The sequence below is a fragment of the Streptomyces albus subsp. chlorinus genome (genome assembly GCF_013302895.1).
Classification (GTDB): domain Bacteria; phylum Actinomycetota; class Actinomycetes; order Streptomycetales; family Streptomycetaceae; genus Streptomyces; species Streptomyces chlorinus.
Map to the genome: position 1 here is coordinate 5,778,303 of NZ_VJOK01000001.1, position 25,731 is coordinate 5,804,033.

Below are 25,731 nucleotides of genomic sequence, written 5' to 3' on the forward strand. Positions count from 1 at the left end.
CCAGCTTGGCACGGGGCCCCGGCCCGCCCCGCACGGCGGTAAGGTCTGCACCCGTGAGTGCAGCCAATCCCCCCAGTTCCGCCAAGACCTCCCTGGTGCCGCCCCCCGACGCCGTGGCACCGGTGCGGCACCCCGACGCACCCGCCCCGGGCACGCCGCTGGGCGCCCACTACGACCTGTGCTTCGGCTGCGGCGGCGGGCAGCCGCACGGCCTGCACCTGGTCGCGCGTGCGGGGGAGGGCGTGAGCGTCACCGCGGAGTTCACCGTCAAGCCCGCCCACCAGGGCGCACCCGGGCTCGCGCACGGCGGGGTGCTGACCAGCGCGCTGGACGAGACGCTCGGTTCGGTGAACTGGCTGATGCACGTCATCGCCGTGACGGGGCGGCTGGAGACCGACTTTCTGCGGCCCGTACCGGTGGACACCGTGCTGCACCTGGACGCGCGGGTCACCGCCGTGCACGGCCGCAAGATCTACTCCACGGCGACCGGCCGGATAGGCGGCCCCGACGGACCCGTCGCCGTGCGTGCCGACGCGGTCTTCATCGAGGTGAAGGTCGAGCACTTCATCGAGAACGGCCGCCAGGAGGAGATCCGGGCGGCCATGGACGACCCCGACCAGGTCAGGCGTGCCCGCGCCTTCGAGGTGAACCCGTGAGTTCCGCGAGCCCCGAGCATCCTGTGGCCCCCGAGCACCCCGCGAGTCCCGAGCACCCCGTGGATACCGCGCGTCCAGGGAGCCCCGGGAACCCCAGGAGTCCTGTGAGTCACGTGAGCCCTGTGCGCCCTGTGAGAGACGACGTGGAAGTCCTGCTGCGGCGCGTCGATCCCGAGGTGCCGCTGCCCTCCTACCAGCACCCGGGCGACGCCGGATGTGACCTGGTGACCACGCGGAGCGCCGAGCTGGCGCCGGGGGAGCGGACCGTGCTGCCCACCGGGATCGCCCTCGCGCTCCCCGACGGCTACGCCGCCTTCGTCCACCCGAGGTCCGGTCTCGCGGCCCGCTGCGGTGTCTCGTTGGTGAATGCGCCCGGAACGGTGGACGCCGGGTACCGTGGTGAGATCAAGGTGATCGTGGCCAACCTGGATCCGCGCGAGTCCGTGCGCTTCGAGCGGTTCGACCGTATCGCCCAACTCGTTGTGCAGCAGGTGGAGAAGGTGCGTTTCCAGGAGGTCGACCGGTTGCCCGACTCGGAGCGCGCCGCGGGAGGGTTCGGCTCCACGGGCGGTCACGCGGCGGGCCGGCCGGCCGTACCGGCGGCCTCGCCCGAGGAATCGGCCTCCACCCAGCAGACAGCCGCGCAGCAGAAGCATTACGTTGCGGTCGGTGCCGATCGAGCTTCCGACCTGAGAGGACAGTGACGTGTTCGGACGTCGTCGCAAGAAGAGCGAACAGCCTGAGAAGGGCACCTCGGACGAGTTCGAGACGGAACAGGACGGCCGGGACGAGCCGGAGGACGGCGCGGAAGCCGACGGGGCCGAGGCCCGGGAGACCAGGGTCAAGCTGCCCCCGGCGCCCCGTCCGGACGGCCCCTGGGACATCACCGAGGTCAGCGAGCCCGGCTCGGGGCGGGTCGACCTCGGCGGCCTCTTCGTTCCCGGTGTCGAGGGCATGGAGCTGCGGGTCGAGGTCGCGGGCGACGCGATCGTCGCGGCGACCGTCGTGCTCCAGGACAGCGCCATCCAGCTCCAGGCGTTCGCCGCGCCCAAGCGCGAGGGCATCTGGGACGAGGTGCGCGAGGAGATCGCCTCCGGCATCACCCAGCAGGGCGGTGTCATCGACGAGGTGGACGGCCCGCTCGGCTGGGAGCTGCGGGCCCAGGTCCCGGTGCAGCTGCCCGACGGCACGGGCGGTGTGCAGGTCGTACGGTTCGTGGGCGTGGACGGCCCCCGGTGGTTCCTGCGCGGCGTGATCTCCGGTCAGGGCGCGGTGCAGCCGGAGGCGGCCGGTGTGCTGGAGCAGATCTTCCGCGACACCGTCGTGGTGCGGGGCGACGGGCCGATGGCGCCCCGCGACCCCATCGTCCTCAAGCTGCCCGAGGACGCGCAGATGGTGCCCGACGGGGTGCAGCAGGAGACGGTCGAGGAGGGCTCCCGCTTCGCGGGCGGGCTCGACAAGCTGCAGCGCGGCCCGGAGATCTCCGAGGTGCGCTGACCGCCTGACGGACCGCGCGGCCGGGCCCGGCGGGGCCCGGCCGTCGTCGTCCCGGCACACCGCGCCGCGCGGTGTCTCGCTCACCGTACGGCGCGGCGAACTCGTCGCCGGCGGACGGCGGCCCCGCGGACGGCGGTACGGCAGGCGGCGGTACGGCGGCGGAGGCGGCGCCCCGGCACTGAGCGGCCGGCGATCCTTACGGAACCCTGACGCCTGGGCCCCGGCTCCCAGCGGGGGAAGGGCGCGACAGCGGTGACAATGGGGGCATGTCGTTCGGAGAGCGGTCGCGCCGGGGGCAGCTGCGGGTCTTCCTCGGGGCGGCGCCCGGCGTCGGCAAGACGTATGCCGTGCTGGCCGAGGCGCACCGCCGGGTGGAGCGGGGTACCGACGTGGTCGTCGGGTTCGTGGAGCACCACGACCGGCCCCGCACCGAGGCCCTGCTCTACGGGCTCGAACAGGTGCCGCGCCGCGAGGTGACCTACCGCGGTGCCGTCCTCACCGAGATGGACACCGACGCGGTGCTCGCGCGCCGGCCCGCCGTGGCCGTCGTGGACGAGCTGGCCCACACCAACGTGCCCGGCTCGCGGAACGAGAAGCGCTGGCAGGACATCGAGGAACTGCTGGCCGCCGGCATCGACGTGGTCTCCACCGTCAACATCCAGCACCTGGAGTCGCTGGGCGACGTGGTGGAGTCGATCACCGGGGTGCGGCAGCGCGAGACCGTCCCTGACGAGGTGGTGCGCCGCGCCGACCAGATCGAGCTTGTCGACATGTCGCCCCAGGCCCTGCGCCGCCGCATGGCACACGGCAACATCTACGCCCCCGACAAGGTCGACGCGGCCCTCTCCAACTACTTCCGGCCCGGCAACCTGACCGCCCTGCGCGAGCTGGCCCTGCTGTGGACGGCCGACCGGGTGGACGAGTACCTCCAGCAGTACCGCTCCGAGCACCGCATACGCTCCACCTGGCAGGCCCGCGAACGCATCGTCGTCGGTCTCACCGGCGGACCGGAGGGCCGCACCCTCATCCGCCGCGCCGCCCGGATGGGGGCCAAGGGCTCGGGCAGCGAGATCCTCGCCGTCCACATCTCCCGCGCCGACGGCCTCAGCTCCGCCTCCCCCAAGGAGCTGGCCGTCCAGCGCTCGCTGGTCGAAGACCTGGGCGGCACCTACCACCACGTCATCGGGGACGACATCCCCCAGGCGCTGCTGGAGTTCGCGCGGGGCGTCAACGCCACCCAGATCGTGCTCGGCTCCTCACGGCGCAAGGCGTGGCAGTACGTCTTCGGACCCGGTGTCGGCGCGACGGTGGCGCGGGACTCGGGGCCGGACCTGGACGTGCACATCGTCACCCACGAGGAGGTCGCCAAGGGCCGCGGGCTGCCGGTGGCGCGGGCGGCGCGGCTGGGCCGGTCGCGGATCCTGGCCGGGTGGCTGACCGCGTTCGGCGCCCCGGCGCTGCTGACGTTCTCGATGCTGGCCTACGACCCCGGTATCGGCTTCGCCAACGACGTGCTGCTCTTCCTCGTGCTGACCGTCGCCGCAGGGCTGGTGGGCGGCCTGTTGCCCGCGCTCGCCTCGGCCGCGGTCTGCTCGGCGCTGCTGAACTACTTCTTCACCGATCCCGTGCACACCTGGACCATCAGCAGCGGCCGCAACGTCGTCTCGCTCGCCGTCTTCTTCGGCGTCGCCGTGGCCGTCGCCTCGGTGGTGGACCTGGCGGCCCGGCGTACCCAGCAGGCTGCCAGGCTGCGTGCCGAGTCGGAGATACTCTCCGTGCTGGCCGGCAGCGTCCTGCGCGGTGAGGCGCAGAGCGGGAACGGCGGCTCGGGGCCCAGCCTCGACGCCCTGCTGGAGCGGGTGCGCGAGACGTTCGCCATGGACTGCGTGGCCCTGCTGGAGCGAGCCGACGAGCGGTCCGCGTGGACCTGCGCGGGCAGCGTCGGCACCGCCGAGAGCGGCAAGCGGCTGACCGGTCCCGGCGACGGGGAGACGGATATGCCGGTCGGGGACAACATGATGCTGGTCCTCTCCGGCCGTGTGCTGCCCGCCGAGGACCGCCGGGTGCTCGCCGCGTTCGCCGCGCACGCCGCCGGGGTGCTGGACAGGCAGCGGCTGCTGGGCGAGGCCGAGCAGGCCCGCGAGCTGGCCGAGGGCAACCGCATCAGGACCGCCCTGCTGGCGGCCGTCTCGCACGACCTGCGCACCCCGCTGGCCGCCATCAAGGCGTCCGTCTCCTCGCTGCGCTCCGATGACGTGCAGTGGTCCCCGGAGGATGAGGCGGAGCTGCTGGGCGCCATCGAGGAGGGCGCCGACAAGCTCGACAACCTCGTCGGCAACCTGCTGGACATGTCCCGCCTGCAGACCGGCACCGTCAAGCCCCTCATCAAGGACATCAGCCTGGAGGAGGTCGTGCCCAAGGCGCTGGGCGGCGTCCCCGAGGGCAGCGTGCGGCTGGCGGTCGCCGAGGCGCTGCCGCTCGTCGCCGTGGACCCGGGGCTGCTGGAGCGCACCGTCGCCAACCTGGTGGAGAACGCCGTCAAGTACAGCCCCGAGGGCAAGAAGGTGCTCATCAAGGCGAGCGCGCTGGCCGACCGGGTGGAAGTACGCGTCACCGACCGCGGCCCCGGTGTGCCCGACAGCGACAAGGACCGCATCTTCGAGCCGTTCCAGCGTTACGGGGACGCCCCCGGCGGGGCGGGCGTGGGCCTCGGTCTGGCCGTCGCCCGCGGGTTCGCCGAGGCGATGGGAGGCACTCTGGAGGCCGAGGACACCCCGGGCGGCGGCATGACGATGGTGCTCACCCTGCGGGCGGCGCACGGGCGCGGGCCCGTACGCCCCCGCCCGCCCGAACGCGCGGGAGTCGCGCTCCTGCCGCCCCCACCGCGGCGCTCCGGCGCGTGAGGCGCGGCGGACAGGCCGTGGCGGACGAGCCGCCGCCCCCGGGCCTCCGCACCGCGGAACCGGGCGGCCACAACGGAAGAACCGAGAGGAAGCAAGCATGCACCGGGTGCTCGTGGTCGACGACGAACCCCAGATCGTCCGCGCCCTCGTGATCAACCTCAGGGCACGCAAGTACGAGGTGGACGCGGCGCACGACGGCGCCACGGCGCTGCGTCTGGCCGCCGACCGTCACCCCGACGTCGTCATCCTGGACCTGGGGCTGCCCGACATGGACGGCGTGGACGTCATCCGGGGCATCCGCGGCTGGACGCGGATACCGATCCTGGTCCTGTCCGCGCGCCAGACCTCCGACGAGAAGGTGGAGGCGCTGGACGCGGGCGCCGACGACTACGTCACCAAGCCGTTCGGCATGGACGAACTCCTCGCCCGGCTGCGTGCCGCCGTCCGCCGGGCCGAGCCGACCGCAGGGGTGCCGGACGGCGCGGGCGTCATCGAGACCGACTCCTTCACCGTGGACCTGGCCGCGAAGAAGGTGCACCGCGACGGCGGCGACGTGCGGCTCACCCCCACCGAGTGGCACCTGCTGGAGGTGCTGGTCCGCAACCCGGGCCGACTGGTGAGCCAGAAGCAGCTGCTCAAAGAGGTCTGGGGCCCCTCGTACGGCACCGAGACCAACTACCTGCGCGTCTACATGGCCCAGCTCCGCCGCAAACTGGAGGCCGACCCCTCGCACCCGCGCCACTTCGTCACGGAGGCGGGGATGGGGTACCGGTTCGAGAAGTGAGGCGGTCCCGGCCGCAGGCGGGGAAGAGCCGTCCGGGGCGGGAACAGGGGCGGCGTCGGCGGGTACCCTGGCAGTCATGACTGGCGCCACCCGAGAGCAGCGGGGCACCGGAAGCGGGCGGTTCCGACGGTTCCTGGAACGGCTCTCCTCCTCCGAGGAGGACCTGCGCTCCGCCGAACTGCGTGAGGAAGCCGAGACGAAGGGCTGCACGCGGATCTCCGAATGCACCGACCGCGACATGGTGCGTGTGACCGGTACGCTGCGCACCGTGACGCTGCGGCCGCGCGCCGGAGTGCCCACGCTGGAGGCCGAGCTGTTCGACGGCTCGGCTCCGCTGGACGTCGTCTGGCTGGGCCGCCGCTCCATCGCGGGCATCGAGCCGGGCCGCAAGCTGATCGTCTGGGGACGGATCACCACCAGCCACGGCCGTCCCGTGATGTTCAACCCCAAATACGAGCTGCGACCCCTCGGACAGGAGTAGCGGGTGACCCCTCCCGACAAGCAGACGGACCCGGGAGCGCCGGAGGGCGGGCAGCCCGCCGGTGAGACCGGATCGCGGGCCGTGACGGAAGCCGCGCTGTTCGAGGCGTTCGGCGGCGTGCGGGGGCTGGTCGAGACGACCCTCCCCGGCCTGGTGTTCATCGCGATGTACACGGTGAACAAGGACATCCACACCGCCGCGATCACCGCGCTGGTGATCTCCGGCGTGATGGTCGTCGTCCGGCTGCTGCGCAAGGACACCGTCAAGCACGCGTTCAGCGGGATCTTCGGCGTCGGCTTCGGCGTGCTGTTCGCGATGATGACCGGCAACGCCAAGGACTTCTACCTGCCGGGCATGCTCTACACGCTCGGCCTGGCGCTGGCCTACCTCGTCACGGCCATGGCGGGGGTGCCGCTCCTCGGCCTCGTCCTGGGGCCGGTGTTCAAGGAGAACCTCTCCTGGCGCAAGCGCAATCCGGGCCGCAAGAAGGCCTACACCAAGGCGAGCTACGCCTGGGGCTTCATCCTGCTCGGCAAGTCGGCGGTGCTCTTCCCGCTGTACTTCTGGGGCGACACCACCCAGTTCGGCTGGGTCACCGTCGTGCTGAAGATCCCGCCGTTCCTGCTGGCCGTCTACCTCACCTGGATCTTCCTGGCGAAGGCACCCGCGCCGATCAACGTCATCGCGGAGATGGAGGCCGAGGAGGAGGCCGCCGAGGCGGAGAAGGCCGCCGCGGAGGCCGCCACCGCCCAGGCGGGCACACCGGGCCGCCACCGGCGCTGAGGGGCCCGTCCTGACGGACCCCGCCAGGAATCGCCGCACTCCCCCGGAAACCGTGCCGTTTCCGGGAAGGCTTGCAGGGGCGAGTCGCGCGAGGGAGGCGGTGCGTATGGCGGAGGCCAGCGGTGTGCGGCGACGGAAGAGGGGCGCGGGGACCGGTTCGAGGACCACGCGCAGGACGGTGCTCACAGCGGCGACAGCGGCTCTGACGGGGGCCGTGCTCCCCTCCTGCCGGATGGGCGAGGAGAGCGGGGGCCAGGGCGCGTCCCCGTTCACCGGCGAGCAGGGCCGGGGTGCTCACGTACTGGCCGTGAAGGTGGACAACGTCCCCGCCGCGCGGCCGCACACCGGGCTGGAGCACGCCGACATCGTCTACACCGAGCAGGTGGAGGCCGGGCTCAGCCGCATACTGGCCGTCTTCGCCTCCCGCATCCCCGCCACCGTCGGCCCCGTCCGCAGTGCCCGCGAGTCCGACATCGAACTGCTGCGCCAGTTCGGTGAGCCCGCGCTCGCCTTCTCCGGCGTCCAGCGCACACTGCTGCCCACCCTGGAGGCGTCCCCGCTGCACCTGCTGCCGCCCGCGGAACTGGGCGACGGCTACGCACGGGACCCGGCCCGCCGCGCCCCGCACAACCTGTATCTGCGGGCCCGCCGCGCCGAGCGGGCCGCACGCGGGGCCTCGGCGCCCCGCGACATCGGCTTCCGGTTCGGGGCCGCGCCCGAGGGCGGGCGGAGGACGGCCCAGGAGACCGTCCGCTATCCGGCGGCCCGCTTCACCTTCACCTGGTCCCCGGACCGCCGCCGCTGGCACGTCGCGATGGACGGCGTCCCGGCCCGCACCCGCGGCCACGGGCGGCTCGCGCCGGCGACCGTCGTGATCCAGTACGTGACGGTGCGGCAGTCCCGGTACCGCGACAGCTCCGGCAGCGTCACCCCGTACACGGAGACCCTGGGGTCGGGCGAGGCGCTGGTGCTGCGGGACGGCAGGGCGTACGAGGCCCGCTGGTCGAGGCTCTCGCCGGGCCAGGGCACCGTCTTCACGGACGCGAGGGGAGGGCGTCGGCTGTCCTTCGCCCGCGGTCAGGTGTGGATCAGCCTGGTGCGGAAGGACTGACCGGCCCGCGGCACGCGGGCCGTGCCTGGTCCACCCTGCGGGCCCGCGCTCAGCCGCGCGCCGAGAGCAGCTCCTCCAACTGCTCCTCGCGGGCGGGTACGGCGACGAAGAGCAGCTCGTCGCCCACCTCCAGCACGTCGTCCCGGTCCGGCGTCAGCACCCGGTTGCCGCGGATGATGGTGACCAGCGAGGTGTCCTCGGGCCAGCTCACATCGCCGACCCGGGTGCCCGCCAGCGTCGACTCGGGCGGCAGCGTCAGCTCGACCAGGTTGGCCTCGCCCTGCGAGAAGCGCAGCAGCCGTACCAGATCACCGACGCTGACGGCCTCCTCCACCAGCGCCGACATCAGACGCGGGGTCGAGACGGCGACGTCCACGCCCCACGACTCGTTGAACAGCCACTCGTTCTTCGGGTTGTTGACCCGGGCCACGACGCGCGGCACGCCGTACTCCGTCTTGGCCAGCAAGGAGACAACCAGGTTGACCTTGTCGTCGCCGGTGGCGGCGATCACTGTCTGGCAGCGCTCCAGCGCCGCCTCGTCGAGCGAGGTGATCTCGCACGCGTCCGCGAGCAGCCACTCGGCCTGGGGCACGCGCTCGACGGAGATCGCCGTCGGCGCCTTGTCGATGAGCAGTACCTCGTGCCCGTTCTCCAGCAGCTCACCCGCGATGGACCGGCCCACGGCCCCGGCCCCGGCGATCGCGACCCTCATGCTGCGTACTCCTTGCTCGCTTCTGCGCCCACGCGGCCCGGCGCGGTCCTCGTCGTCGCGTACGGTGCGGCGGCCGTGTCCGCTTCCCGGGACACGGTGCCCGGCCCTTGGCCGTCCGGCTGCTGGCCGGCGGTCCTCCCGTCGTCCGGTCTCCCGATGCCCGGCGTGCGGCCGGGCGGTGTCCTCAGGCGGTCTCCCCGGCTCATGACTCCGGCCCGACGGCGAAGACTTCCTCGACCCGGGCGACGTCCTCGCAGCGCATCATCACGTGCACCAGGTCGCCCTCCTGCAGCACCGTCTCGGAGGTGGGCAGGACCGCCTCACCCAGACGGGTGAGGAAGGCGATACGCACGCCGGCCTCCTCCTGGAGCTTGCTGACGCGCTGGCCGACCCACGCCGCGGAGGTGTGCACCTCGGCGAGCTGTACGGCCCCGCTCGGGTCCCGCCACAGCGGCTCGGAGCCGGAGGGCAGCAGCCTGCGCAGCATCTGGTCCGCTGTCCAGCGCACGGTCGCCACGGTGGGAATGCCGAGGCGCTGGTAGACCTCCGCGCGACGGGGGTCGTAGATGCGGGCGGCGACGTGGGCTGTGCCGAACATCTCACGTGCCACCCTGGCCGCGATGATGTTCGAGTTGTCGCCGCTGCTGACCGCGGCGAACGCCCCGGCCTCCTCTATTCCGGCCTCGCGCAGGGTGTCCTGGTCGAAGCCGATGCCTGTGACCCGGCGGCCGCCGAAACCCGATCCGAGGCGCCGGAATGCGGTGGGGTCCCGGTCGATGACCGCCACCGTGTGGCCCTGTCGCTCCAGGGTCTGGGCGAGTTCCGCTCCCACTCGTCCGCAGCCCATGATCACAATGTGCAACGCCCGTCCCTTCATCCCGTACAGCGGGCCGTCTCAGCATCGCACGACTGACCGCATACGATCCTCTGCGTGTCCAGGATGACCGACGTACCGAAACGACTTCTCCTCGGGAGGGCTCTCCGCAGCGACAGGCTGGCCGAGACGCTCCTGCCGAAGCGTGTCGCCCTGCCCGTCTTCGCCTCGGACCCGCTCTCCTCGGTGGCGTACGCGCCCGGCGAGGTGCTGCTGGTCCTCTCGGTCGCGGGGGTCTCGGCCTACAACTACAGTCCGTGGATCGCCGTCGCGGTCGTCGTACTGATGTTCACGGTGGTGGCCTCCTACCGGCAGAACGTCCGCGCCTACCCGAGCGGCGGCGGCGACTACGAGGTGGCCACCACCAACCTCGGGCGGACGGCGGGGCTGACGGTCGCCAGCGCCCTGCTCGTCGACTACGTGCTGACCGTGGCGGTGTCGATCTCCTCCGGGGTGGAGAACCTCGGCTCGGCCATCCCCTTCGTCGTCGAACACAAGACATTCTGCGCGGTCGCGGTGATCGTGCTGCTGACACTGATGAACCTGCGCGGAGTGCGCGAGTCCGGCAAGCTCTTCGCCATCCCCACCTACTGCTTCGTCATCGGCGTCTTCGCCCTGCTCGCCTGGGGCGTGGTGCGCGGGGTCCTCCTGGGCGACGAGATGCGCGCACCCACCGCGGACTACGAGATCCACAGCGAGCAGTCCGGCCTCGCCGGGTTCGCCCTGGCCTTCCTGCTGCTGCGTGCCTTCTCCTCCGGCTGCGCGGCGCTCACCGGCGTCGAGGCCATCAGCAACGGCGTGCCCGCCTTCCGCAAGCCCAAGTCGAAGAACGCCGCCACCACGCTGGCCCTGATGGGGGCCCTGGCGGTCACCATGTTCTGCGGGATCATCGCGTTCGCCATGGTCACCCACGTCAAGATGGCCGAGAACCCCGCCAAGGACCTGCTGATCGACGGGCACCCGGCGGGCGAGGGCTACACCCAGAACCCGGTGATCTCCCAGGTGGCCGCCGCCGTGTTCGGCGACGGGACGGCACCCTTCGTCTTCCTGGCCGCGGCCACCGCGCTGGTGCTCTTCCTGGCGGCCAACACCGCCTACAACGGTTTCCCGCTGCTCGGCTCGATCCTGGCCCAGGACCGCTATCTGCCCCGCCAGCTGCACACCCGCGGCGACCGGCTCGCCTTCTCCAACGGCATCGTGCTGCTGGCCGGAGCCGCGGCGATACTCGTGGTCATCTACGACGCCGACTCCACACGTCTGATCCAGCTCTACATCGTGGGTGTGTTCGTCTCCTTCACGCTCAGCCAGACCGGGATGGTCCGGCACTGGAACCGGCTGCTGACCACCGAGACCGATCCCGCGCGCCGCCGCCACATGCACCGCTCCCGCGGCATCAACGCCTTCGGTGCCTTCTTCACCGGTCTGGTGCTGGTGGTGGTGCTGGTGACCAAGTTCACCCACGGCGCCTGGGTCTCGCTGCTGGGCATGGCGCTCTTCTACGCCGTGATGACCGCCATCCGCCGGCACTACGACCGGGTCGCCGAGGAACTGGCGGCCGACGAGGCCGCCGAGCCGCAGCTGCGCCCCGCGCGGGTTCACTCGTTCGTGCTCGTATCCAAGATCCACAAGCCGACACTGCGGGCCCTGCGCTACGCCAAGCTGATGCGCTCCGACACCCTGGAGGCCGTCACCGTCAACGTGGACCACCAGGAGACCGAACAACTGCGCCGCGAGTGGGACGAGAGCGGCATCGACATCCCGCTCACCATCCTCGACTCCCCCTACCGGGAGATCTCCCGCCCCGTCATCGACTACGTGAAGCGGCTTCGCCAGGAACAGCCCCGCGACGTGGTCAGCGTCTTCATCCCGGAGTACGTGGTCGGCCACTGGTACGAGCACCTGCTGCACAACCAGAGCGCCCTCCGCCTCAAGGGCCGCCTGCTCTTCACCCCGGGCGTCATGGTGACCTCCGTCCCCTACCAGCTGGAGTCCTCCGAGGTCGCCAAGAAGCGGGCACGCAAGCGTGAGCAGTGGAACGCGCCCGGCTCGGTGCGGCGCGGACCCGTCATCCCGCCCCGCAAGGCCCACAAGGACGGCAACCGCCCGAGCGGCCCGACGGGCAGCGTGACGCGCCAGCGCGGCAAGTAGGCCGTGCGGCGCGGGCCTGCCGGACCCGGCGGGTCCGGCAGGGCGGGCAGTCCGGGGGCGGCGTGGGGGTTGCCGGATGCGGGGGGGGGGTGCGGGATGCGGGATGCGGAACATGGTCGCGGCGGTCTGCACGGTGCTCAGGTGGTGACGGGATGATGTGGCGGCGCGGTTCGCGCAGTGTCCGTGTGGTGCCGGGATGATGTGGCGGCGGGCGCCCGCGCAGTGTCCGTGTGGTGACGGGACGACGCGGCGGCGGGCGCCCGCACAGTGGCCGTGTCGTGACGGGACGACGCGGCGGCGCGGTTCGCACAGTGTCCGCGTCGGGACGGGAAGACGCGGCGGCGCGGCCCGCGGCGGTGGCAAGTAGACTCGACGGCTGCGGCAGAGGCGGAGCGCCTCACCAGCCGGTCCGACCCCCACCCCTGGAGTCACCCCCTCATGCCCGAGACCACCTCGTCCGGCAGTGCGCCCGACAGCGCCTCCGAGCAGTCCGCGCCCTCCCTGGTGGGGGAGGAGTACGAGGTCGAGGTCGGCCCGGTGGCGCACGGCGGCCACTGCGTCGCCCGCACGGAGAGCGGCCAGGTGCTCTTCGTACGGCACACGCTCCCGGGTGAGCGGGTCGTCGCACGGGTGACCGAGGGCCGTGCCGACTCCCGCTTCCTGCGGGCCGACGCGGTGCGGGTGCTGGAAGCCGCCAAGGACCGCGTCGAGGCACCCTGCCCCTTCTCCGGACCGGGCCGCTGCGGTGGCTGCGACTGGCAGCACGTCAAGCCGGGCGCCCAGCGGCGGCTCAAGGCCGAGGTGCTGGCCGAGCAGCTCCAGCGACTGGCCGGGATGACCCCGGAGGACGTCTCCTGGGACGGCACGGTGGAGCCCGCGCCCGGCGACAAGGTCGCCCCCGGGGAGGTCCCCGCCTGGCGCACCCGTGTCCACTACACCGTCGACGCCGAGGGCCACCCCGGGCTGCTCAAGCACCGCTCGCACGAGGTGCAGCGCATCGACCGCTGCCTCATCGCCGCGCCCGGCGTCGAAGAGCTGGGCATCGAGTCCCGTACGTGGCCGCAGATGGCCTCGGTCGACGCGATCGCCGCCACCGGTTCCACCGACCGTCAGGTCGTCCTCACGCCGCGCCCCGGCGGACGCCTTCCCCTGGTGGAACTCGACCGCGAGGTATCCGTCCTGCGCGTCGGCGAGAAGGACCGCGCGGTGCACCGTGTGCACGGCCGCGACTTCGTCCGCGAACGCGCGGACGGCCGCACGTGGCGCGTCGGCGAGGGCGGCTTCTGGCAGGTCCACCCGCAGGCCGCCGACCTCCTCGTGGACGCCGTGATGCGCGGCCTCACCCCCCGCAAGGGCGAGACGGCTCTCGATCTGTACTGCGGGGTGGGCCTGTTCGCGGGTGCCCTCGCGGACCGCGTCGGTGAGAAGGGCGCCGTCCTCGGCATCGAGGCGGGCAAGCGCGCGGTGGCCGACGCCCGCCGCAACCTCGCGGACTTCCCGCGCGTACGCATCGAGCACGGCAAGGTCGAGAAGGTGCTGCCGCGTACCGGTATCACCGAGGCCGACCTCGTCGTCCTCGACCCGCCCCGCACCGGCGCCGGCAAGCGCATCGTCGAACAGGCCGCCGCCCTCGGCCCCCGCCGCATCGCGTACGTGGCCTGCGACCCCGCCGCCCTGGCCCGCGACCTCTCCTACTTCACCCACGCCGGCTACCGCCCCCGCTTCCTCCGCGCCTTCGACCTGTTCCCGATGACCCACCATGTGGAGTGCGTGGCGATTCTGGAGCCGACGGGGAAGGGTTCCTGACGTACGGGTGCAGGGCCGGCCAGCGCGGCCCGCTCCATGTCGGTGACGCCCCGTCCGGTCAGATGCTGTTGCAGACGGTCGGCGAGGTCCTCGTGGGCCTCGGTCACCGGGCCGGACGCAGCAGTCCCGGCCGTGGTGCCGGCGGAGCCCGGCCCCAGCGGTGCCGGGCGTCCGGCGAGGAGGGTCGGCAGGCCGCTCAGTTCCTGCCGGAAGGCACGGTCGCCCCCCGTGACCAGCTGCGACTTGGCCCGGGTGACCGCCACGTTCCACAGGTTGACCTGGCTCGCGACCCAGTGTGTCGTCCCGGGTGGTGTGTTGCGTGCCGCCACCGGACTGAGGAGCATCGCGTCGCGCTGTCCGTCCTGGGAGGTGTGGACGGTACCGACCCGGACCCGGTCATCGTCTCGCCACATCCGCGCCGGCGTCTCCTTCCGCGCACGGAACGGCGTGACCACGCCCACGGCGCCGTCCGGTGGAAGTCCCGCCGGCCGTCCGCCGACAACGCGCCGGACGGCCGACGGCCTCCGCCTCCGCGCTGTTCCGCCAGGACCGCCCGTCGCCGCCGCGTGCCGGCTCCCCGGACGGTACGTCGGTCCAGCCGAGCACCGGTGCCGGGTCGGCCGCTTTGACCGGGTCGTGCACGGGGCCTGCCGCCGCACGGCTGTCCGGGCAATCGATCGACTACTCTCGCTGGCGACCACCTGGGACGAGCCGGGCCCGCAGTGGCCTGGTGGCACCGGTGGAACCGGTCGGCCCCAGGAGACGGATGTGAAGGGGACCATGGTTTGACAGCGGACAGCACCCCGAGTACGGACGGCGAGTGGCAGTCCACCCGCGCGAAGAAGCTCTGTTACCGCGGGCCGCGCCTGGTCACCGGCGCGGACATCGTCCGCATCTCGCGGACCCTCGCCCTGGAGCCGTGGCATTTCACCCAGACCGCACCGGCCGCCGCCAACGACCCGACGGGGGTCGTACTGGACAACGCACGGCGCCGGGTGAACGTCAGGATCGCCAACGCGGCCGGCGGTTGCGTCTTCCAGGTCCTCACCCTGGAGGGCACCGGTCGGTGCGGCCTGGGCGAAGTGGCGCCGCTTTCCTGCCGGATGTTCCCCACCGTCCCCGGCCGCGCCGCCGGCCAGGAGGGGCATGGGGGTGGTGACGAGGGTGACGCGGGCGGTGAGGGCCACGAGGGCCCTGAGGGTGCGTCGGACGCGGAAGGGGAGCAGGGGACGGCCGACGGAACGGGCATCGTGCCGGACGGCGCCTATGACGGGGGTGGCGGGGAGGGCAGTGGGCCCGGGCTGCCGGGGCACCCGCTCGGCGCGGAGGGCCTGGTGTGGGCGGAGCGGCGGTGGGCCGCCGACCGGGACCACTGGTTCGAGACCGTCGCGCGCTGGAACGCGCTGGCGGCGAAGGCCGAAGAACCACCGGGCATCGAGGACTTCCAGCGCTATCTGCTGGAGGCGCACGCGGCCCGCGAGGCCGGTACCCCCTGGCCCGAGGAGGTGGTCGCGTGAGCGGCTCGGGAGTCAATCTGGCCGGCTGCGCGTCCTGCGAGGGCCGCTGCTGCCGTGAGTACGCCGTCAACGTGACCGTCGGCGACGTGCGCAGGCTGGCCGCCGGAATGGCGCTGCACCCCCGGGAGTTCGTCACACTGAAGGCGAAGAAGGACGGTGACTTCCGGTTCCGGCCCGGCGGTCCGCTGTTCGACATGCGGCTGCGCCACCGGCCGGGCACCGAGGGGTGCGTGTTCCTGATGGAGATCGCTCCCGGTCACGCGCGCTGCGGGGCCTATGCGCACCGTCCGAGGGTGTGCGCCAACTTCCCGGCCGCCCTGAAGGGAAACACGGTCTCCATACGCGACGACACCCTGTGCGGCGGCTCCGACTCGTGGAACCTCACGGCGATGGACCTGCCCGCCCTGCGGGCGAACCTCCTGCGCAACCGGGCGGCCTGGCGGGAACACTTGCGGATTGCCGAGGAATGGAACGCCCGGGTCGACCAGGGGTGGCGGACGCTGTCGGAGGACGCCTTCTACGAGTTCATCCTGAGCTCCGACAAGCAAGGCACCGGCTCACGGGGCGTCGACGGCCCCGTGCCCGCCCCGGCCTGACCCGGCGCGGCCCCTCCGCCGGGAGCGCCGCGCCGGGCGGAGGGTACCCGTCGGCGGGCGGGCCCTGAGCCGCGGTCAGCCGGCGGGCTGCGGGGAGGAGGACGGCAGGTCCTGCGGGAGCAGCAGCCGCAGGTCTTCCAGGCCCGGCGAGGACATCGTGCCGATGCGCCGGGCCTGTTGCGTCATCATCGCTTCCAGGAGCTGGCGTGCGGTGCGCGCGTTGCCGAAGGAGCGGTCGCGGGGGATCAGTTCCACGTAGCCGCGCAGCGCCTCCAGCGTCTCCTCGGGGCAGTCGTAGCCGGAGTTGGAGGCGTAGGTGTTCATGATGGTGACCAGCTCGTCGGCGGAGTAGTGCTCGAACTCCACGGTGCGGCTGAAGCGGGAGGCCAGGCCCGGGTTGGAGCTGAGGAAGCGCCGCATCTCGTCCGTGTAGCCGGCGGCGATGACCACGACCTCGTCGCGGTGGTCCTCCATCAGCTTCAGCAGCGTGTCCACGGCCTCCTGGCCGAAGTCGGAGCCCGAGCCCCCGGGGGTGAGGGTGTATGCCTCGTCGATGAAGAGCACCCCGCCGAAGGCCCGCTCGAAGACCTCCTTGGTGAGCTGGGCGGTGTGGCCCACGTACCGTCCCACCAGGTCGGCGCGGGCCACCTCCACCAACTGGCCGGTCTTCAGCACGCCGAGGGAGTGCAGCAGGTCGGCGTAGAGGCGGGCGATGGTGGTCTTGCCGGTGCCGGGCGGGCCGGAGAAGACCAGGTGGTGGCTGATCTTCGGGGTGGGCAGGCCCGCGGCGCGGCGCTGCCGGGTGGCCTCCAGCAGGTTCACCAGGTCGGTCACCTCGCGTTTGACGGCGGCGAGGCCGACCATGGAGTCGAGTTCGGCCAGCAGGTCCTTGGAGCTGCGCACCGTCGTGCCGCCGTCGGCCGCCTCGTCGTCGGCGACATCGGCGGGGAGCAGCAGCGACAGGTCCGCCTCGGCGGGGTTGTCCATCGAGCCGAGCCGGAAGGCCTGCCGGTCCACCATCTCCTCGAAGACGCGGCGGGCCGCGCGGCCGTTGCCGAACGTGGCGTCGCGCGGCATCCGTTCGTAGTGCCGGGCGAGGGCGTCGAGGGTGCGGGGGTCCAGTTCGTAGCGGTGGGCCTCGCACATGGACTCGGTGATGGTGACCAGCTCCTCCACCGAGTAGTTGGTGAACTCGATGGTGCGGGTGAAACGGGACGCCAGTCCGGGGTTGGAGCCGAGGAAGGTGTCCATCTGGTCGGTGTAGCCGGCGGCGATGACCACGACGTCGTCGCGGTGGTCCTCCATCAGTTTCAGGAGGGTGTCGATGGCCTCCTGGCCGAAGTCGGCGCCCGAGCCCTTGCTGTCGGACAGCAGGGTGTACGCCTCGTCGATGAACAGCACGCCGCCGAGGGCCTCGTTGAACGCCTCGGAGGTCTTGATGGCGGTGCCGCCGATGACCTGGGCGACCAGGTCGGCCCGGGAGACCTCGACCAGGTGGCCGGAGCGCAGCACGCCGAGGTCGGCGAGGATGCCGCCGTAGAGCCGGGCGACGGTGGTCTTGCCGGTGCCGGGCGGGCCGGAGAAGACCAGGTGGCGGCTCATCGGCGGGGCCGGCATGCCGAGGCTGGCGCGGCGCTGGGCGAGCTGGTTGAGGTTGACGAGGGTGCGGACCTGGCGTTTGACGTCGGCCAGTCCGGTCAGCGACTCCAGCTCTTCCAGCGGGCCCTCGGGCTTCTTCCGTCCGTCGTCCATGAGACCGGTCTCGCCGCCGCCGGGGCCGACGGCCTCGCCCCAGACGTCGGCGGACCCGTTGCCGCTGCTGTCCAGTCCCTCCACGGTGAGGCGGTCGCCGGCGCGGGACTGCTTGAGTCCCGCGCCGCGGTTGTCGCGCACGGTGCACTGGTTGAGGACGACCTTCTCGGCGCTGTCCACCCGGATGCCGTCCCCGGTGCTGGCGGTGACCTGGCAGGCTTCCAGGGTGGCCTTGGCGCCCTCGGCGACGAGGACGCCGTGGGCGCCGGCCTCGGACAGGTGGAGGCGGTGCCCGGTGACCTCGCCGCGGCTTTCCACGTGGAGGCCGGCGGTGGCGGTGGAGCGGATCTCGCAGTCGAGGAGGGTGCCGCGGCCGTCGGCGGCGACCAAGACACCGGCCAGGGTCGTCCGGCGCACCGCGGTGTCGCGGATCTGCGGGGCGCCGCCGTCGGCGATGCGGATACCGGCGCCCTCGGTGCCCTCGACGGTGCACCCCTCCACCCGTCCGCGGCCGTCCTCGGTCACCTCCAGGCCGTGGCCGCGCGCGTCGGTGATCCGCGACCGGCTCAGCAGCGGGTCGGCGTTGGTGCGGATGGAGACACCGACGCCCGCGGCGTCGGTCACCTCCAGCCGGTCGAACTCCGGCGTGGAGCCCTCCGCCAGCAGGACGGAGGCGGCCTTGTCGGCGCATTCGCGCACGGTGGTGCCGGTCAGCAGCGGTGCGCTGGAGCCGGTCACGCGGATCGCGGGCTCGGCGGAGGAGTCGAAGGCGCAGTCCTGGAAGGTGCCGCGGGAGCGCTCGGTGACGGCGAGCCCGTTGCCCTTGGTGCGGGAGGTGGCGCAGCGCAGCAGTTCCGGGTCGGCACCGGAGGAGAGGACGATGCCGGGGCCGGAGGTGTCGGTGACCGTGACCTCTTCGAGGGCGGGCCGGGAGGTGCTGGTGATGTACACACCGACCGAGGTGTCGTGCACCCGGGTCCTCAGCACCTGGGTGGCGCACTTGCCCTCCAGCGCGATGGCGGGCTTCTCGGTGGCGGTCACCTCGCAGTCCTCCACCCGGCCCTGCGCCTCCCCGTTGGCGAGGATGCCGTTTCCCCTCGCGTCGCGCATCCGGCAGCCGCGCACGGTGGTGCGGGCCTGCTCGCCGAGGACGACGGCGGAGGTGCCCAGGTGCTCGAAGACGGAGTCGGCGACGACGCTTCCGGTGGGCGCGGTGTCCACCACACCGGCGCCCCCGGGGTTGGAGATCCGGCAGTCCCGGATGGCGACCGAGCCGTTCTCGCGCGCCAGGACGGCCGTCCAGCCGGAGCCCACCACGGTGCAGCCGTCCATGGCGACCTGGCCGCGGGGTGCGTCCACCACGGGGAGGTCCTCGTTGCCGCCGCGCAGGGCCAGATCGGTGAGCATCACGGCGTCCGCGACGAGCACCACGGCGGTGCCGCGGGGCGGGCAGATCTCGACGCTGCCGCGCTCCCCGTCACCCGCGATGGTGATGCGCGTGCGCACCGTCAGGTTTTCGCGGTAGCGGCCGGGGCGGACGCGTATCACCGCTCCTGCGCGAGCCTTCTCCAGGGCCTCGCCGATCGTCCGGAAGCCCTCGGGCTGGTCCGGGCCGACCGTGAGCAACTGCCGTGACACGCTGGGGACCTCCTCGTTGTGGTGCCGCTGCCGGCCCTCTCGGCGGGCCGGGGCCCGGGCTGCCGGGAGCCCGGTGGGAGAGGTACGGGCACGTGGTGCAGGCTACGGGAACCGTGGCACCGGCAACCAGGTGCCTTGGGCACCGGTAGTGGTTCCATGTGCGGGTTGAAGGGCGGCAGTTCGTCCGCGAGGGCACGCCGCCCGGCGGCGGTTTCTCCGCGCGGGGGGCGTGACGGCACGTTACCGCGTGGAGGTGTCCTGAGCGTATCGTGCGGTCATGCGACGCGCTCGTTCCCAACGCCGTCCGGTGAGGCGCGCGGTGGCCGCCGCCCTGCTGGCCGCGGCGCCGCTGGCCGCCCAGACGCCGCCCGCCGCCGCCGACTCCGTCGAACTGCCCGCTCTGGCCGCCGTCCTGGCGCCCGGCGAGCCGTGTACGAAGGCGTCGGACGAGACGGCGCGCGAGGAGACGTGGACCCGGCAGGCGCTGGGACTCGACCGCTCCTGGTCGCTGGCGGACGGCGAGGGCGTGACGGTCGGCGTCGTGGACACCGGGGTCGGCTCGGACATCCCCGCCCTCAAGGGCCGGGTCACGGCGACCGGCGACGCCGGCAGCGACTGTGTGGGGCACGGCAGTTTCGCCGCGGGCCTGATCGCCGCGGCGCCCGCGAAAGGCGTGGGCGTGACCGGGGCGGCGCCCGCCGCGCGCATCCTGGCGGTGCGCGGCACCGACAAGCGCGGCAGGCCGACGGCGCACCTGCTCGCGCAGGGCATCCGGGACGCGGTCGACGGCGGCGCGCAGGTCGTCTACGTGGGGCGTGCGGTGCCCACCGGCAAGGAGGAGCTGACCGCCGCCGTGCGGTACGCCGCGAAGCGCGACGCCCTGGTCGTCGCCCCGTTCGCGCCGGACGCGCTGCCGCGGGACCGTGCGACCGGCAGGACGGCCGAACCGGCCCCCTGGTACTGGCCCTCGGCCGCGCCCGGGGTGCTGTCGGTCATGGACTACGGTCCCGACGGAACGCGTCCGAAGAACGCCCCGCAGGTGTCGGGGGCGGACATGGCGGCGCCCGGGGACGCGGTGGTCAGCGTCGGCCCGAGCGGCCCCGGGCACTCCATCGGTTCCGGTTCCTCGCTGGCGGCGGCGAACGTGGCCGGGGTGGCGGCCCTCGTTCGCTCCCGGCGTCCGGAGATGACGGCCGCGCAGGTGTCCCGTCAGCTCGTCACCGCGGCGTACCCGGCGGTTCCGCCGCGGGTGGACCCGTACGGGTCGCTGACCGCCGTCCTCACCGACAAGAAGGGCAGCGTGCCCTCCGCGCCCGCCGCGGAGATCCCGGCCAAGGCGTCGCCCCAGCCGCTCAACCGCGCACTGCTGATCGCGGGCGCGGGCGGCACGCTGGTGGTGCTTGTCGCGGGCGCCGCGGTGGTGATCCCGCGCGGCCGGGCCCGGGGCTGGCGCCCCGCGGGCCGTGAGGAGCAGCGCGGCACGGCCGTGTGACCGGTGAGAAGGGGAACCGCCCCCGGCGACAGGGCCGGGGGCGGAACCGTCTCCCAGGAAGTGCCGTCGTACGGGCGTATCAGGTGTCCTGGTCGTCCATCATCGCGGTCTGTACCTGTGTCGCCTTGCGGCGGGCGACGCGGATGGCCCGGCCAGGATTCATGGTCTTGCCCTTGACGTTGCCCAGCAGATAGCCCTCCGAGGGCGGACACGACAGCAGCAGGGCCGGCGTGTTGACCTCCAGCATGCGCCGCATGAGCATCTCGTTGAGCCCGCGCCCGGCGCCCGAGGCGCTCCGGGTGACGATGATGTGCAGGCCGACCTCCCAGCCCAGGGCCAGGTGGTTGAGCAGCGGGTCGAACGGCGCGTTGCCGATGCCGGCGCCCAGCATGTCGTAGTCGTCGACCAGGATGAACAGCCGCGGCCCGGTCCACCAGTCGGCCCGCTTCATCCGGCCCGGGCTGATGTCCGGGCCGGGCACCCGGGTCTGTACGGCGCGGGCGGCGCCGTCGATGAGGTCCTTGAGCGCGCCCATCGAGACCGCGTGCCCCAGCCGGTACTCCTCGGCCACCGATTCCACCAGGTCGCGGCGGTAGTCCACCAGCATGATCCGCGCCTCGGCGGGCGTGTACCGGTCCATGACGGCCTTCGCCACCAGCCGCAGCAGGTTGGTCTTGCCGCTCTCGGTGTCGCCCACGACAACCATGTGCGGGCTCTCGCTGAAGTCGTGCCAGACCACCGACAGCCGCTCCTGCTCCAGGCCGAGCGGCACCCGGAAGTCGCCGCCAGCAGGGGGCAGTTCCCGCACGGGGAGCTGCGTCGGCAGCATCCGCACGCGCGGGGCCGCAGGGCCCCTCCAGCTCTCCTTGACCGCGGCCACCAGGCCCGCTACGCCGTCGGAGAGGTCGTCGGCGGACTCCATGCCGTCGATGCGGGGGAGTGCGGTGAGGTAGTGCAGCTTGCCCTCCCGGGTCAGGCCCCGGCCCGGGATGCGTGGCACGGTGGCCGCGCGGCGGGTGTCGATCTGGGAGTCCATCGGGTCACCCATCCGCAGCTCCACGTGGGTGCCCGCCTGGTCGCGCACGGCCGCGGTCAGCTCCACCCAGCGGGCGCAGGTCACGATGAGGTGGATGCCGTAGTTGAGGCCGCGGGCGGCGATGGAGGCGAACGTCTGGATGTGCCGGTCGAAGTCCTGGCGGACCGTGGACCAGCCGTCGATGACGAGGAAGACGTCGCCGTGCGGCTGGTCCGCGAACTCGCCCGCGGCCCGGCGGCGGCGGTACGTCGCCATGGAGTCGATGCCGTGGTCCAGGAAGAAGCGCTCGCGGTCCGCCAGCAGCGCGGTGACCTCGGAGATCACCCGGCCCACCCGCTCGGTGTCCAGCCGCGCGGCGACCCCGGCGGTGTGCGGCAGGTCGGCCAGTTGCGCCAGGGTGCCGCCACCGAAGTCCAGGCAGTAGAACTGCACCTCGCGCGGGGTGTGGGTGAGGGCCAGCGCGGTGAGGATCGTCCGCACCATGGTGCTCTTGCCGCTCTGCGGGCCGCCCGCGACGGCGATATGGCCGCCGACCCCCGACAGATCGATGGTCAGCAGGTCGCGGAGCTGTTCGAAGGGCTTGTCGACGATGCCGATCGGCACGGTCAGGCGCCCGCGCAGCGGCCAGCCCACGGTGGTGAGCCCCAGTGCGGGGTCGGGGGTCAGCGGGGGCAGCACCTGGTCGAGGGTGGCGGGCAGGTCCAGCGGCGGCAGCCACACCTGGTGGGCGGGCGGACCGGCGCCGACCAGCCGCTCCACGGCGACGGACAGCAGGGTGTCGCCGCTCTCCTCCTCCGGCTCCGGCTCGGGTTCGGGATCGGGCGGTTCGGGGGCCTGGCGGGGCACCACGTAGCTCGCCGTCCACGGCACCGTCTGGCTCGCCACCCGGGCCTGGTTCGCCCGGCTGCGGCGCTGCTGGTAGGGGCCGGAGACGTACGCGGCGCGGAACCGGGTCAGCGCCTCCACGCCCGACTTCAAGAAGCCGCTGCCGGGCTGCGGCGGGAGCTGGTAGGCGTCCGGGACGCCCAGCACGCCGCGGCTCTCCATGGCGGAGAAGGTGCGCAGACCGATGCGGTAGGACAGGTGGCTCTCCAACTGGTGCATACGGCCCTCGTCCAGCCGTTGCGAGGCGAGCAGCAGATGGACCCCGAGGCTGCGCCCGAGCCGTCCGATCATCACGAACAGCTCCATGAACTCGCGGTGTGCGGAGAGCAGTTCGCTGAACTCGTCGACGATGACGAACAGGCTGGGCAGCGGCTCCAGCGGGGCGCCCGCGGCCCGCGCCTTCTCGTACTCCAGCGCGGAGGTGTAGTTGCCGGCGGAGCGCAGCAGTTCCTGGCGCCGGATCAGCTCGCCGTGCAGGGCGTCCTGCATGCGGCCCACCAGCGCGGCCTCACCGGCCAGGTTGGTGATCACCGCGGAGACGTGGGGCAGTTCGTCCAGGCCGAGGAACGTGGCGCCGCCCTTGAAGTCCACCAGGACGAAGTTGAGGGTTTCGGAGGAGTTCGACAGCGCGAGCGCCAGCACCAGGGTGCGCAGCAGCTCGCTCTTCCCGGACCCTGTGGCCCCGATGAGCATGCCGTGCGGGCCGGTACCGCCCTGCGCCGACTCCTTGATGTCCAGCTCCACCGGGCTGCCGTCGGGGCCGACCGCGATGGGCACCTTGAGCCGGTTGGAGCCGGTGCTCTGGTTCCACAGGGTCTGCGGGTCGTGGCGGTACAGGTCGGGTATGCCCAGCAGGGTGGTCAGTTCGACGTCCGAGGAGAGCGGTTCGGCGGTGTCGCCGCCCATGCCCATCCGGTACGGGGCCAGCCGCTTGGCCAGCGCGGTGGCGCCGATGGGTCCCAGGGTGTCGGGCCGGCCGAGCCGGGTGGTCTGCTCCTTGCGCTCGCGGTCGGTGCGCACCAGCTCGAAGGAGTCCTCGCTGACGTCGAACCGGAGCGTGACCCGCCCAGGACGCCAGCTCAGAGCGCCGCCGAGGTCGAGGACGACGGCGTTGCGGAAGCCCGCCCCGTCCACCCGGTGACGGGCGGGGACGGAGCCGCCGTCGAGGACGATCACGGTGAACGGTTCGTCACGTCCTGGCGGGGCGTCCGGGTCGAACGTCGGCCGCTCCAGGAACTCGGCGCCGAGCAGGTCCTCCAGCTCGTTGAAGGCGGAGACGAACATCCGGGCCGGGCCGGCGCCGTCGTTCTCCTGGGGATGGAGGTTGTGGGGGAGCCACTTCACCCATTCCCACTCGGCCCGCCGCTCGTCGGACACGCACAGCGCCACCCACAGGTCGTCAGGGGCGTGGAAGGTCACCAACTGCGCCACGAGGGCGCGGGCCAGGGACCGTATGCGGTCCTCGTCGCCCCGGAAGAGCACCCGCGCCCAGGCCCGCAGGTAGAGGGCGATGGGCTGTTCGGGCACGGTGGAGTAGGCCCGGATGAAGCTGCGCAGGGCGTGGGCCGACAGCGGCTCCAGGTCCTCGACCGGGGTGGTGGCCGTGGGCGTCAGCCGCAGGCCCAGCTTCTGCTCGCCGACGGCCACCCGTACTTCGCCGAAGTCCTCGTCCTGCGGGCGGCGTTCCCACAGCCGTGTGGTGCCGGTGAGCTGCCACAGGGCCGAGGGCGGCGGGTGCCGCCACGCCAGCGCCTTTTGCTGGTCGGCCACCGCGCCGCGCACCTTGCGCCGGATCTGGGTCAAATAGCGCAGGTAGTCGCGGCGTTCGCCCTTCAGGCGCTGCTTGCGCTCGCTGGCCTTGCGCATCATCTGCCCCAGCATCATGGCCGCCGAGGCGAGCACCATGAGGCCCATCGCCAGGTACATGAAGTGGCTGCTGCGGCCACCGCTCATGCCCGGCCTCATCAGCATGAGCATCATCGACACCGACATCAGTGCCATGGGCAGGTAGGTCCAGACCGCGGAGCTGTCCGGCACCACTTCGGGCAGTGTCGGAGGCTCTTGCAGTTTCAGCTCGCCGTCCGGCATTTCGGGGCCGCGCCGACGCGCCGGGCGGCGGAACAGGACCACACTCAACGAAAGGTCTCCTCACGGGCGGGGCAGTGCCCAAAGGCTGACGCCCTCGCTTCGTGGGGCGCGCCGATGCGTCCGCACCGGCGACCGGGAAAGCAATTCCGCATACCTGGAAAGCAACTTGGCACACTTCGTATACCAGTTCCAGGACTCAGCCCGTACGCTGCACCCAGCCGCAGGTGTCTTCGATTCACGCGCACGAGGACGCCTGATCAGCGTCACCCGTCCCACACCACTCCGTGCACAGCGGAAACCCGGGACGCCCGTGCACACCCCGGAAGAAGCGTGAGCCAGCCTGATGACCGACAACCAGGTGGCCGGTCTGTGCCGCCTGACCGTACGCGCGCCGGCCAAGTCCATCGACCTCGCGGTCCCCTCCGACGTCCCGGTGGCCGACCTGCTGCCCGCCGTCCTCGGATACGGCGGTGACGACCTCGCGGAGAGCGGCATCGACCACGGCGGCTGGGTGCTGCAACGCCTCGGCGGTGAGCCGATGGACGAGGAGCGCACCCTCGACTCCTACGACCTGCGCGACGGTGAGACGCTCTACCTGAGGCCGCGCGTCGACGCCCTCCCCGAGGTGCACCTCGACGACCTGGTGGACGGCATCTCCACCACCATGCGGGACCGGCCGCACGGCTGGAGCCCGTCGGCCAGCACCCGGCTGCTGCGCGGATTCGCCGTCACCACCCTGCTGGCCGGCGCGCTCGTCCTCGCCCTGCCCGGCGGCTGGCCCGGTCTGCGCGCCCTCGGTGCCGCCGCGGCCGGACTGCTGCTGATCGCCGGGGCCGGCGCGGCCAGCCGCGCGGTGGGCGACGCCGCCGCCGGCGCCGCCCTCGGCATCATGGCCGGCCCCTACCTCGCCCTCGCCGGCTGGCTGCTGCCCGGCGGCGACCTCGGCGGCCCGCACAGCCACGAGGTGCTGGG

19 protein-coding genes are annotated in these 25,731 nt (G+C 72.7%); 14 read left to right on the forward strand and 5 right to left on the reverse strand.

What is annotated here, in order from left to right:
- Positions 1-53 precede the first annotated feature (53 nt).
- The 8 genes from FM076_RS25250 (at position 54) to FM076_RS25285 (ending at position 8,215) form a co-directional block, all read left to right on the forward strand.
- A complete protein-coding gene (locus FM076_RS25250) occupies positions 54-656 on the forward strand; it encodes a PaaI family thioesterase (RefSeq protein ID WP_345945211.1) in 603 nt (200 codons plus the stop codon).
- Between the two features lie 131 nt (positions 657-787).
- Positions 788-1,360, forward strand: a complete 573-nt coding sequence (gene dut / locus FM076_RS25255; RefSeq protein ID WP_173874991.1) for a dUTP diphosphatase — start codon at positions 788-790, stop codon at positions 1,358-1,360.
- A gap of 1 nt (position 1,361) precedes the next feature.
- Complete coding sequence (locus FM076_RS25260; protein ID WP_173873213.1) at positions 1,362-2,153, forward strand: DUF3710 domain-containing protein; 792 nt, start codon at positions 1,362-1,364, stop codon at positions 2,151-2,153.
- 266 nt (positions 2,154-2,419) lie between these two features.
- Positions 2,420-5,056 carry a sensor histidine kinase gene (locus FM076_RS25265; protein ID WP_173873214.1) on the forward strand — a complete coding sequence of 879 codons (2,637 nt, stop codon included), beginning with the start codon at positions 2,420-2,422 and terminating at the stop codon, positions 5,054-5,056.
- A gap of 97 nt (positions 5,057-5,153) precedes the next feature.
- The gene (locus tag FM076_RS25270) at positions 5,154-5,840 is read left to right on the forward strand and encodes a response regulator (RefSeq protein ID WP_173873215.1); all 687 of its coding nucleotides are present in this window, start codon (positions 5,154-5,156) and stop codon (positions 5,838-5,840) included.
- Positions 5,841-5,916: 76 nt separating this feature from the next.
- Entirely contained in the window at positions 5,917-6,321 is a 405-nt protein-coding gene (locus tag FM076_RS25275) for an OB-fold nucleic acid binding domain-containing protein (protein ID WP_173873216.1), read from the forward strand.
- A gap of 3 nt (positions 6,322-6,324) precedes the next feature.
- Complete coding sequence (locus tag FM076_RS25280; RefSeq protein WP_173873217.1) at positions 6,325-7,104, forward strand: DUF3159 domain-containing protein; 780 nt, start codon at positions 6,325-6,327, stop codon at positions 7,102-7,104.
- A gap of 106 nt (positions 7,105-7,210) precedes the next feature.
- Complete coding sequence (locus tag FM076_RS25285) at positions 7,211-8,215, forward strand: DUF3048 domain-containing protein (protein WP_173873218.1); 1,005 nt, start codon at positions 7,211-7,213, stop codon at positions 8,213-8,215.
- A gap of 49 nt (positions 8,216-8,264) precedes the next feature.
- On the opposite strand, the gene FM076_RS25290 is transcribed toward FM076_RS25285, so the two are convergent.
- Positions 8,265-8,927 (reverse strand): potassium channel family protein, encoded by a 663-nt coding sequence (locus FM076_RS25290; protein ID WP_173873219.1) that lies wholly within the window; start codon positions 8,925-8,927, stop codon positions 8,265-8,267.
- Positions 8,928-9,129: 202 nt separating this feature from the next.
- On the reverse strand, positions 9,130-9,789 hold the full coding sequence (locus FM076_RS25295; protein WP_173873220.1) for a potassium channel family protein: 660 nt from the start codon (positions 9,787-9,789) through the stop codon (positions 9,130-9,132).
- Between the two features lie 69 nt (positions 9,790-9,858).
- On the opposite strand from FM076_RS25295, the gene FM076_RS25300 reads away from it, so the two are divergent.
- Positions 9,859-11,949 carry an APC family permease gene (locus FM076_RS25300; RefSeq protein WP_345945213.1) on the forward strand — a complete coding sequence of 697 codons (2,091 nt, stop codon included), beginning with the start codon at positions 9,859-9,861 and terminating at the stop codon, positions 11,947-11,949.
- Between the two features lie 438 nt (positions 11,950-12,387).
- Complete coding sequence (locus FM076_RS25305) at positions 12,388-13,755, forward strand: class I SAM-dependent RNA methyltransferase (protein ID WP_173873221.1); 1,368 nt, start codon at positions 12,388-12,390, stop codon at positions 13,753-13,755.
- Here the strand turns inward: FM076_RS25305 and FM076_RS35085 are convergent.
- Entirely contained in the window at positions 13,659-14,537 is an 879-nt protein-coding gene (locus FM076_RS35085) for an AAA domain-containing protein (protein ID WP_345945214.1), read from the reverse strand. The genes FM076_RS25305 and FM076_RS35085 overlap by 97 nt on opposite strands.
- 3 nt (positions 14,538-14,540) lie before the next feature.
- On the opposite strand from FM076_RS35085, the gene FM076_RS25315 reads away from it, so the two are divergent.
- Both FM076_RS25315 and FM076_RS25320 read left to right on the forward strand, forming a co-directional pair.
- Positions 14,541-15,272: a hypothetical protein gene (locus FM076_RS25315; RefSeq protein WP_173873222.1), complete on the forward strand. Its 732-nt coding sequence runs from the start codon at positions 14,541-14,543 to the stop codon at positions 15,270-15,272.
- Positions 15,269-15,868, forward strand: coding sequence for a YkgJ family cysteine cluster protein (locus tag FM076_RS25320; RefSeq protein ID WP_173873223.1), 600 nt, complete (start codon positions 15,269-15,271; stop codon positions 15,866-15,868). The genes FM076_RS25315 and FM076_RS25320 overlap by 4 nt, the downstream gene beginning before the upstream one ends.
- A 75-nt stretch (positions 15,869-15,943) precedes the next feature.
- Here the strand turns inward: FM076_RS25320 and FM076_RS25325 are convergent, their stop codons facing one another.
- The gene (locus tag FM076_RS25325; protein ID WP_173873224.1) at positions 15,944-19,258 is read right to left on the reverse strand and encodes a right-handed parallel beta-helix repeat-containing protein; all 3,315 of its coding nucleotides are present in this window, start codon (positions 19,256-19,258) and stop codon (positions 15,944-15,946) included.
- Positions 19,259-19,535: 277 nt separating this feature from the next.
- On the opposite strand from FM076_RS25325, the gene FM076_RS25330 reads away from it, so the two are divergent.
- The gene (locus FM076_RS25330; RefSeq protein ID WP_173873225.1) at positions 19,536-20,750 is read left to right on the forward strand and encodes a S8 family serine peptidase; all 1,215 of its coding nucleotides are present in this window, start codon (positions 19,536-19,538) and stop codon (positions 20,748-20,750) included.
- Positions 20,751-20,829: 79 nt separating this feature from the next.
- Here the strand turns inward: FM076_RS25330 and eccCa are convergent, their stop codons facing one another.
- Positions 20,830-24,801, reverse strand: a complete 3,972-nt coding sequence (eccCa, locus tag FM076_RS25335; protein ID WP_173874994.1) for a type VII secretion protein EccCa — start codon at positions 24,799-24,801, stop codon at positions 20,830-20,832.
- A gap of 301 nt (positions 24,802-25,102) precedes the next feature.
- Here eccCa and eccD point away from each other — a divergent pair.
- On the forward strand, positions 25,103-25,731 hold a 629-nt coding region (gene eccD, locus FM076_RS25340), incomplete at its 3' end, for a type VII secretion integral membrane protein EccD (protein WP_173874995.1).

Excerpts from the sequence above, each read along its gene's own strand:
- FM076_RS25285 (WP_173873218.1), top strand. The coding sequence starts at position 7,211 with ATGGCGGAGGCCAGCGGTGTGCGGCGACGGAAGAGGGGCGCGGGGACC.
- FM076_RS25290 (WP_173873219.1), bottom strand. The coding sequence starts at position 8,927 with ATGAGGGTCGCGATCGCCGGGGCCGGGGCCGTGGGCCGGTCCATCGCG.
- FM076_RS25275 (WP_173873216.1), top strand. The coding sequence starts at position 5,917 with ATGACTGGCGCCACCCGAGAGCAGCGGGGCACCGGAAGCGGGCGGTTC.
- FM076_RS35085 (WP_345945214.1), bottom strand. The coding sequence starts at position 14,537 with ATGGTCCCCTTCACATCCGTCTCCTGGGGCCGACCGGTTCCACCGGTG.
- FM076_RS25265 (WP_173873214.1), top strand. The coding sequence starts at position 2,420 with ATGTCGTTCGGAGAGCGGTCGCGCCGGGGGCAGCTGCGGGTCTTCCTC.
- FM076_RS25330 (WP_173873225.1), top strand. The coding sequence starts at position 19,536 with ATGCGACGCGCTCGTTCCCAACGCCGTCCGGTGAGGCGCGCGGTGGCC.
- FM076_RS25270 (WP_173873215.1), top strand. The coding sequence starts at position 5,154 with ATGCACCGGGTGCTCGTGGTCGACGACGAACCCCAGATCGTCCGCGCC.
- FM076_RS25305 (WP_173873221.1), top strand. The coding sequence starts at position 12,388 with ATGCCCGAGACCACCTCGTCCGGCAGTGCGCCCGACAGCGCCTCCGAG.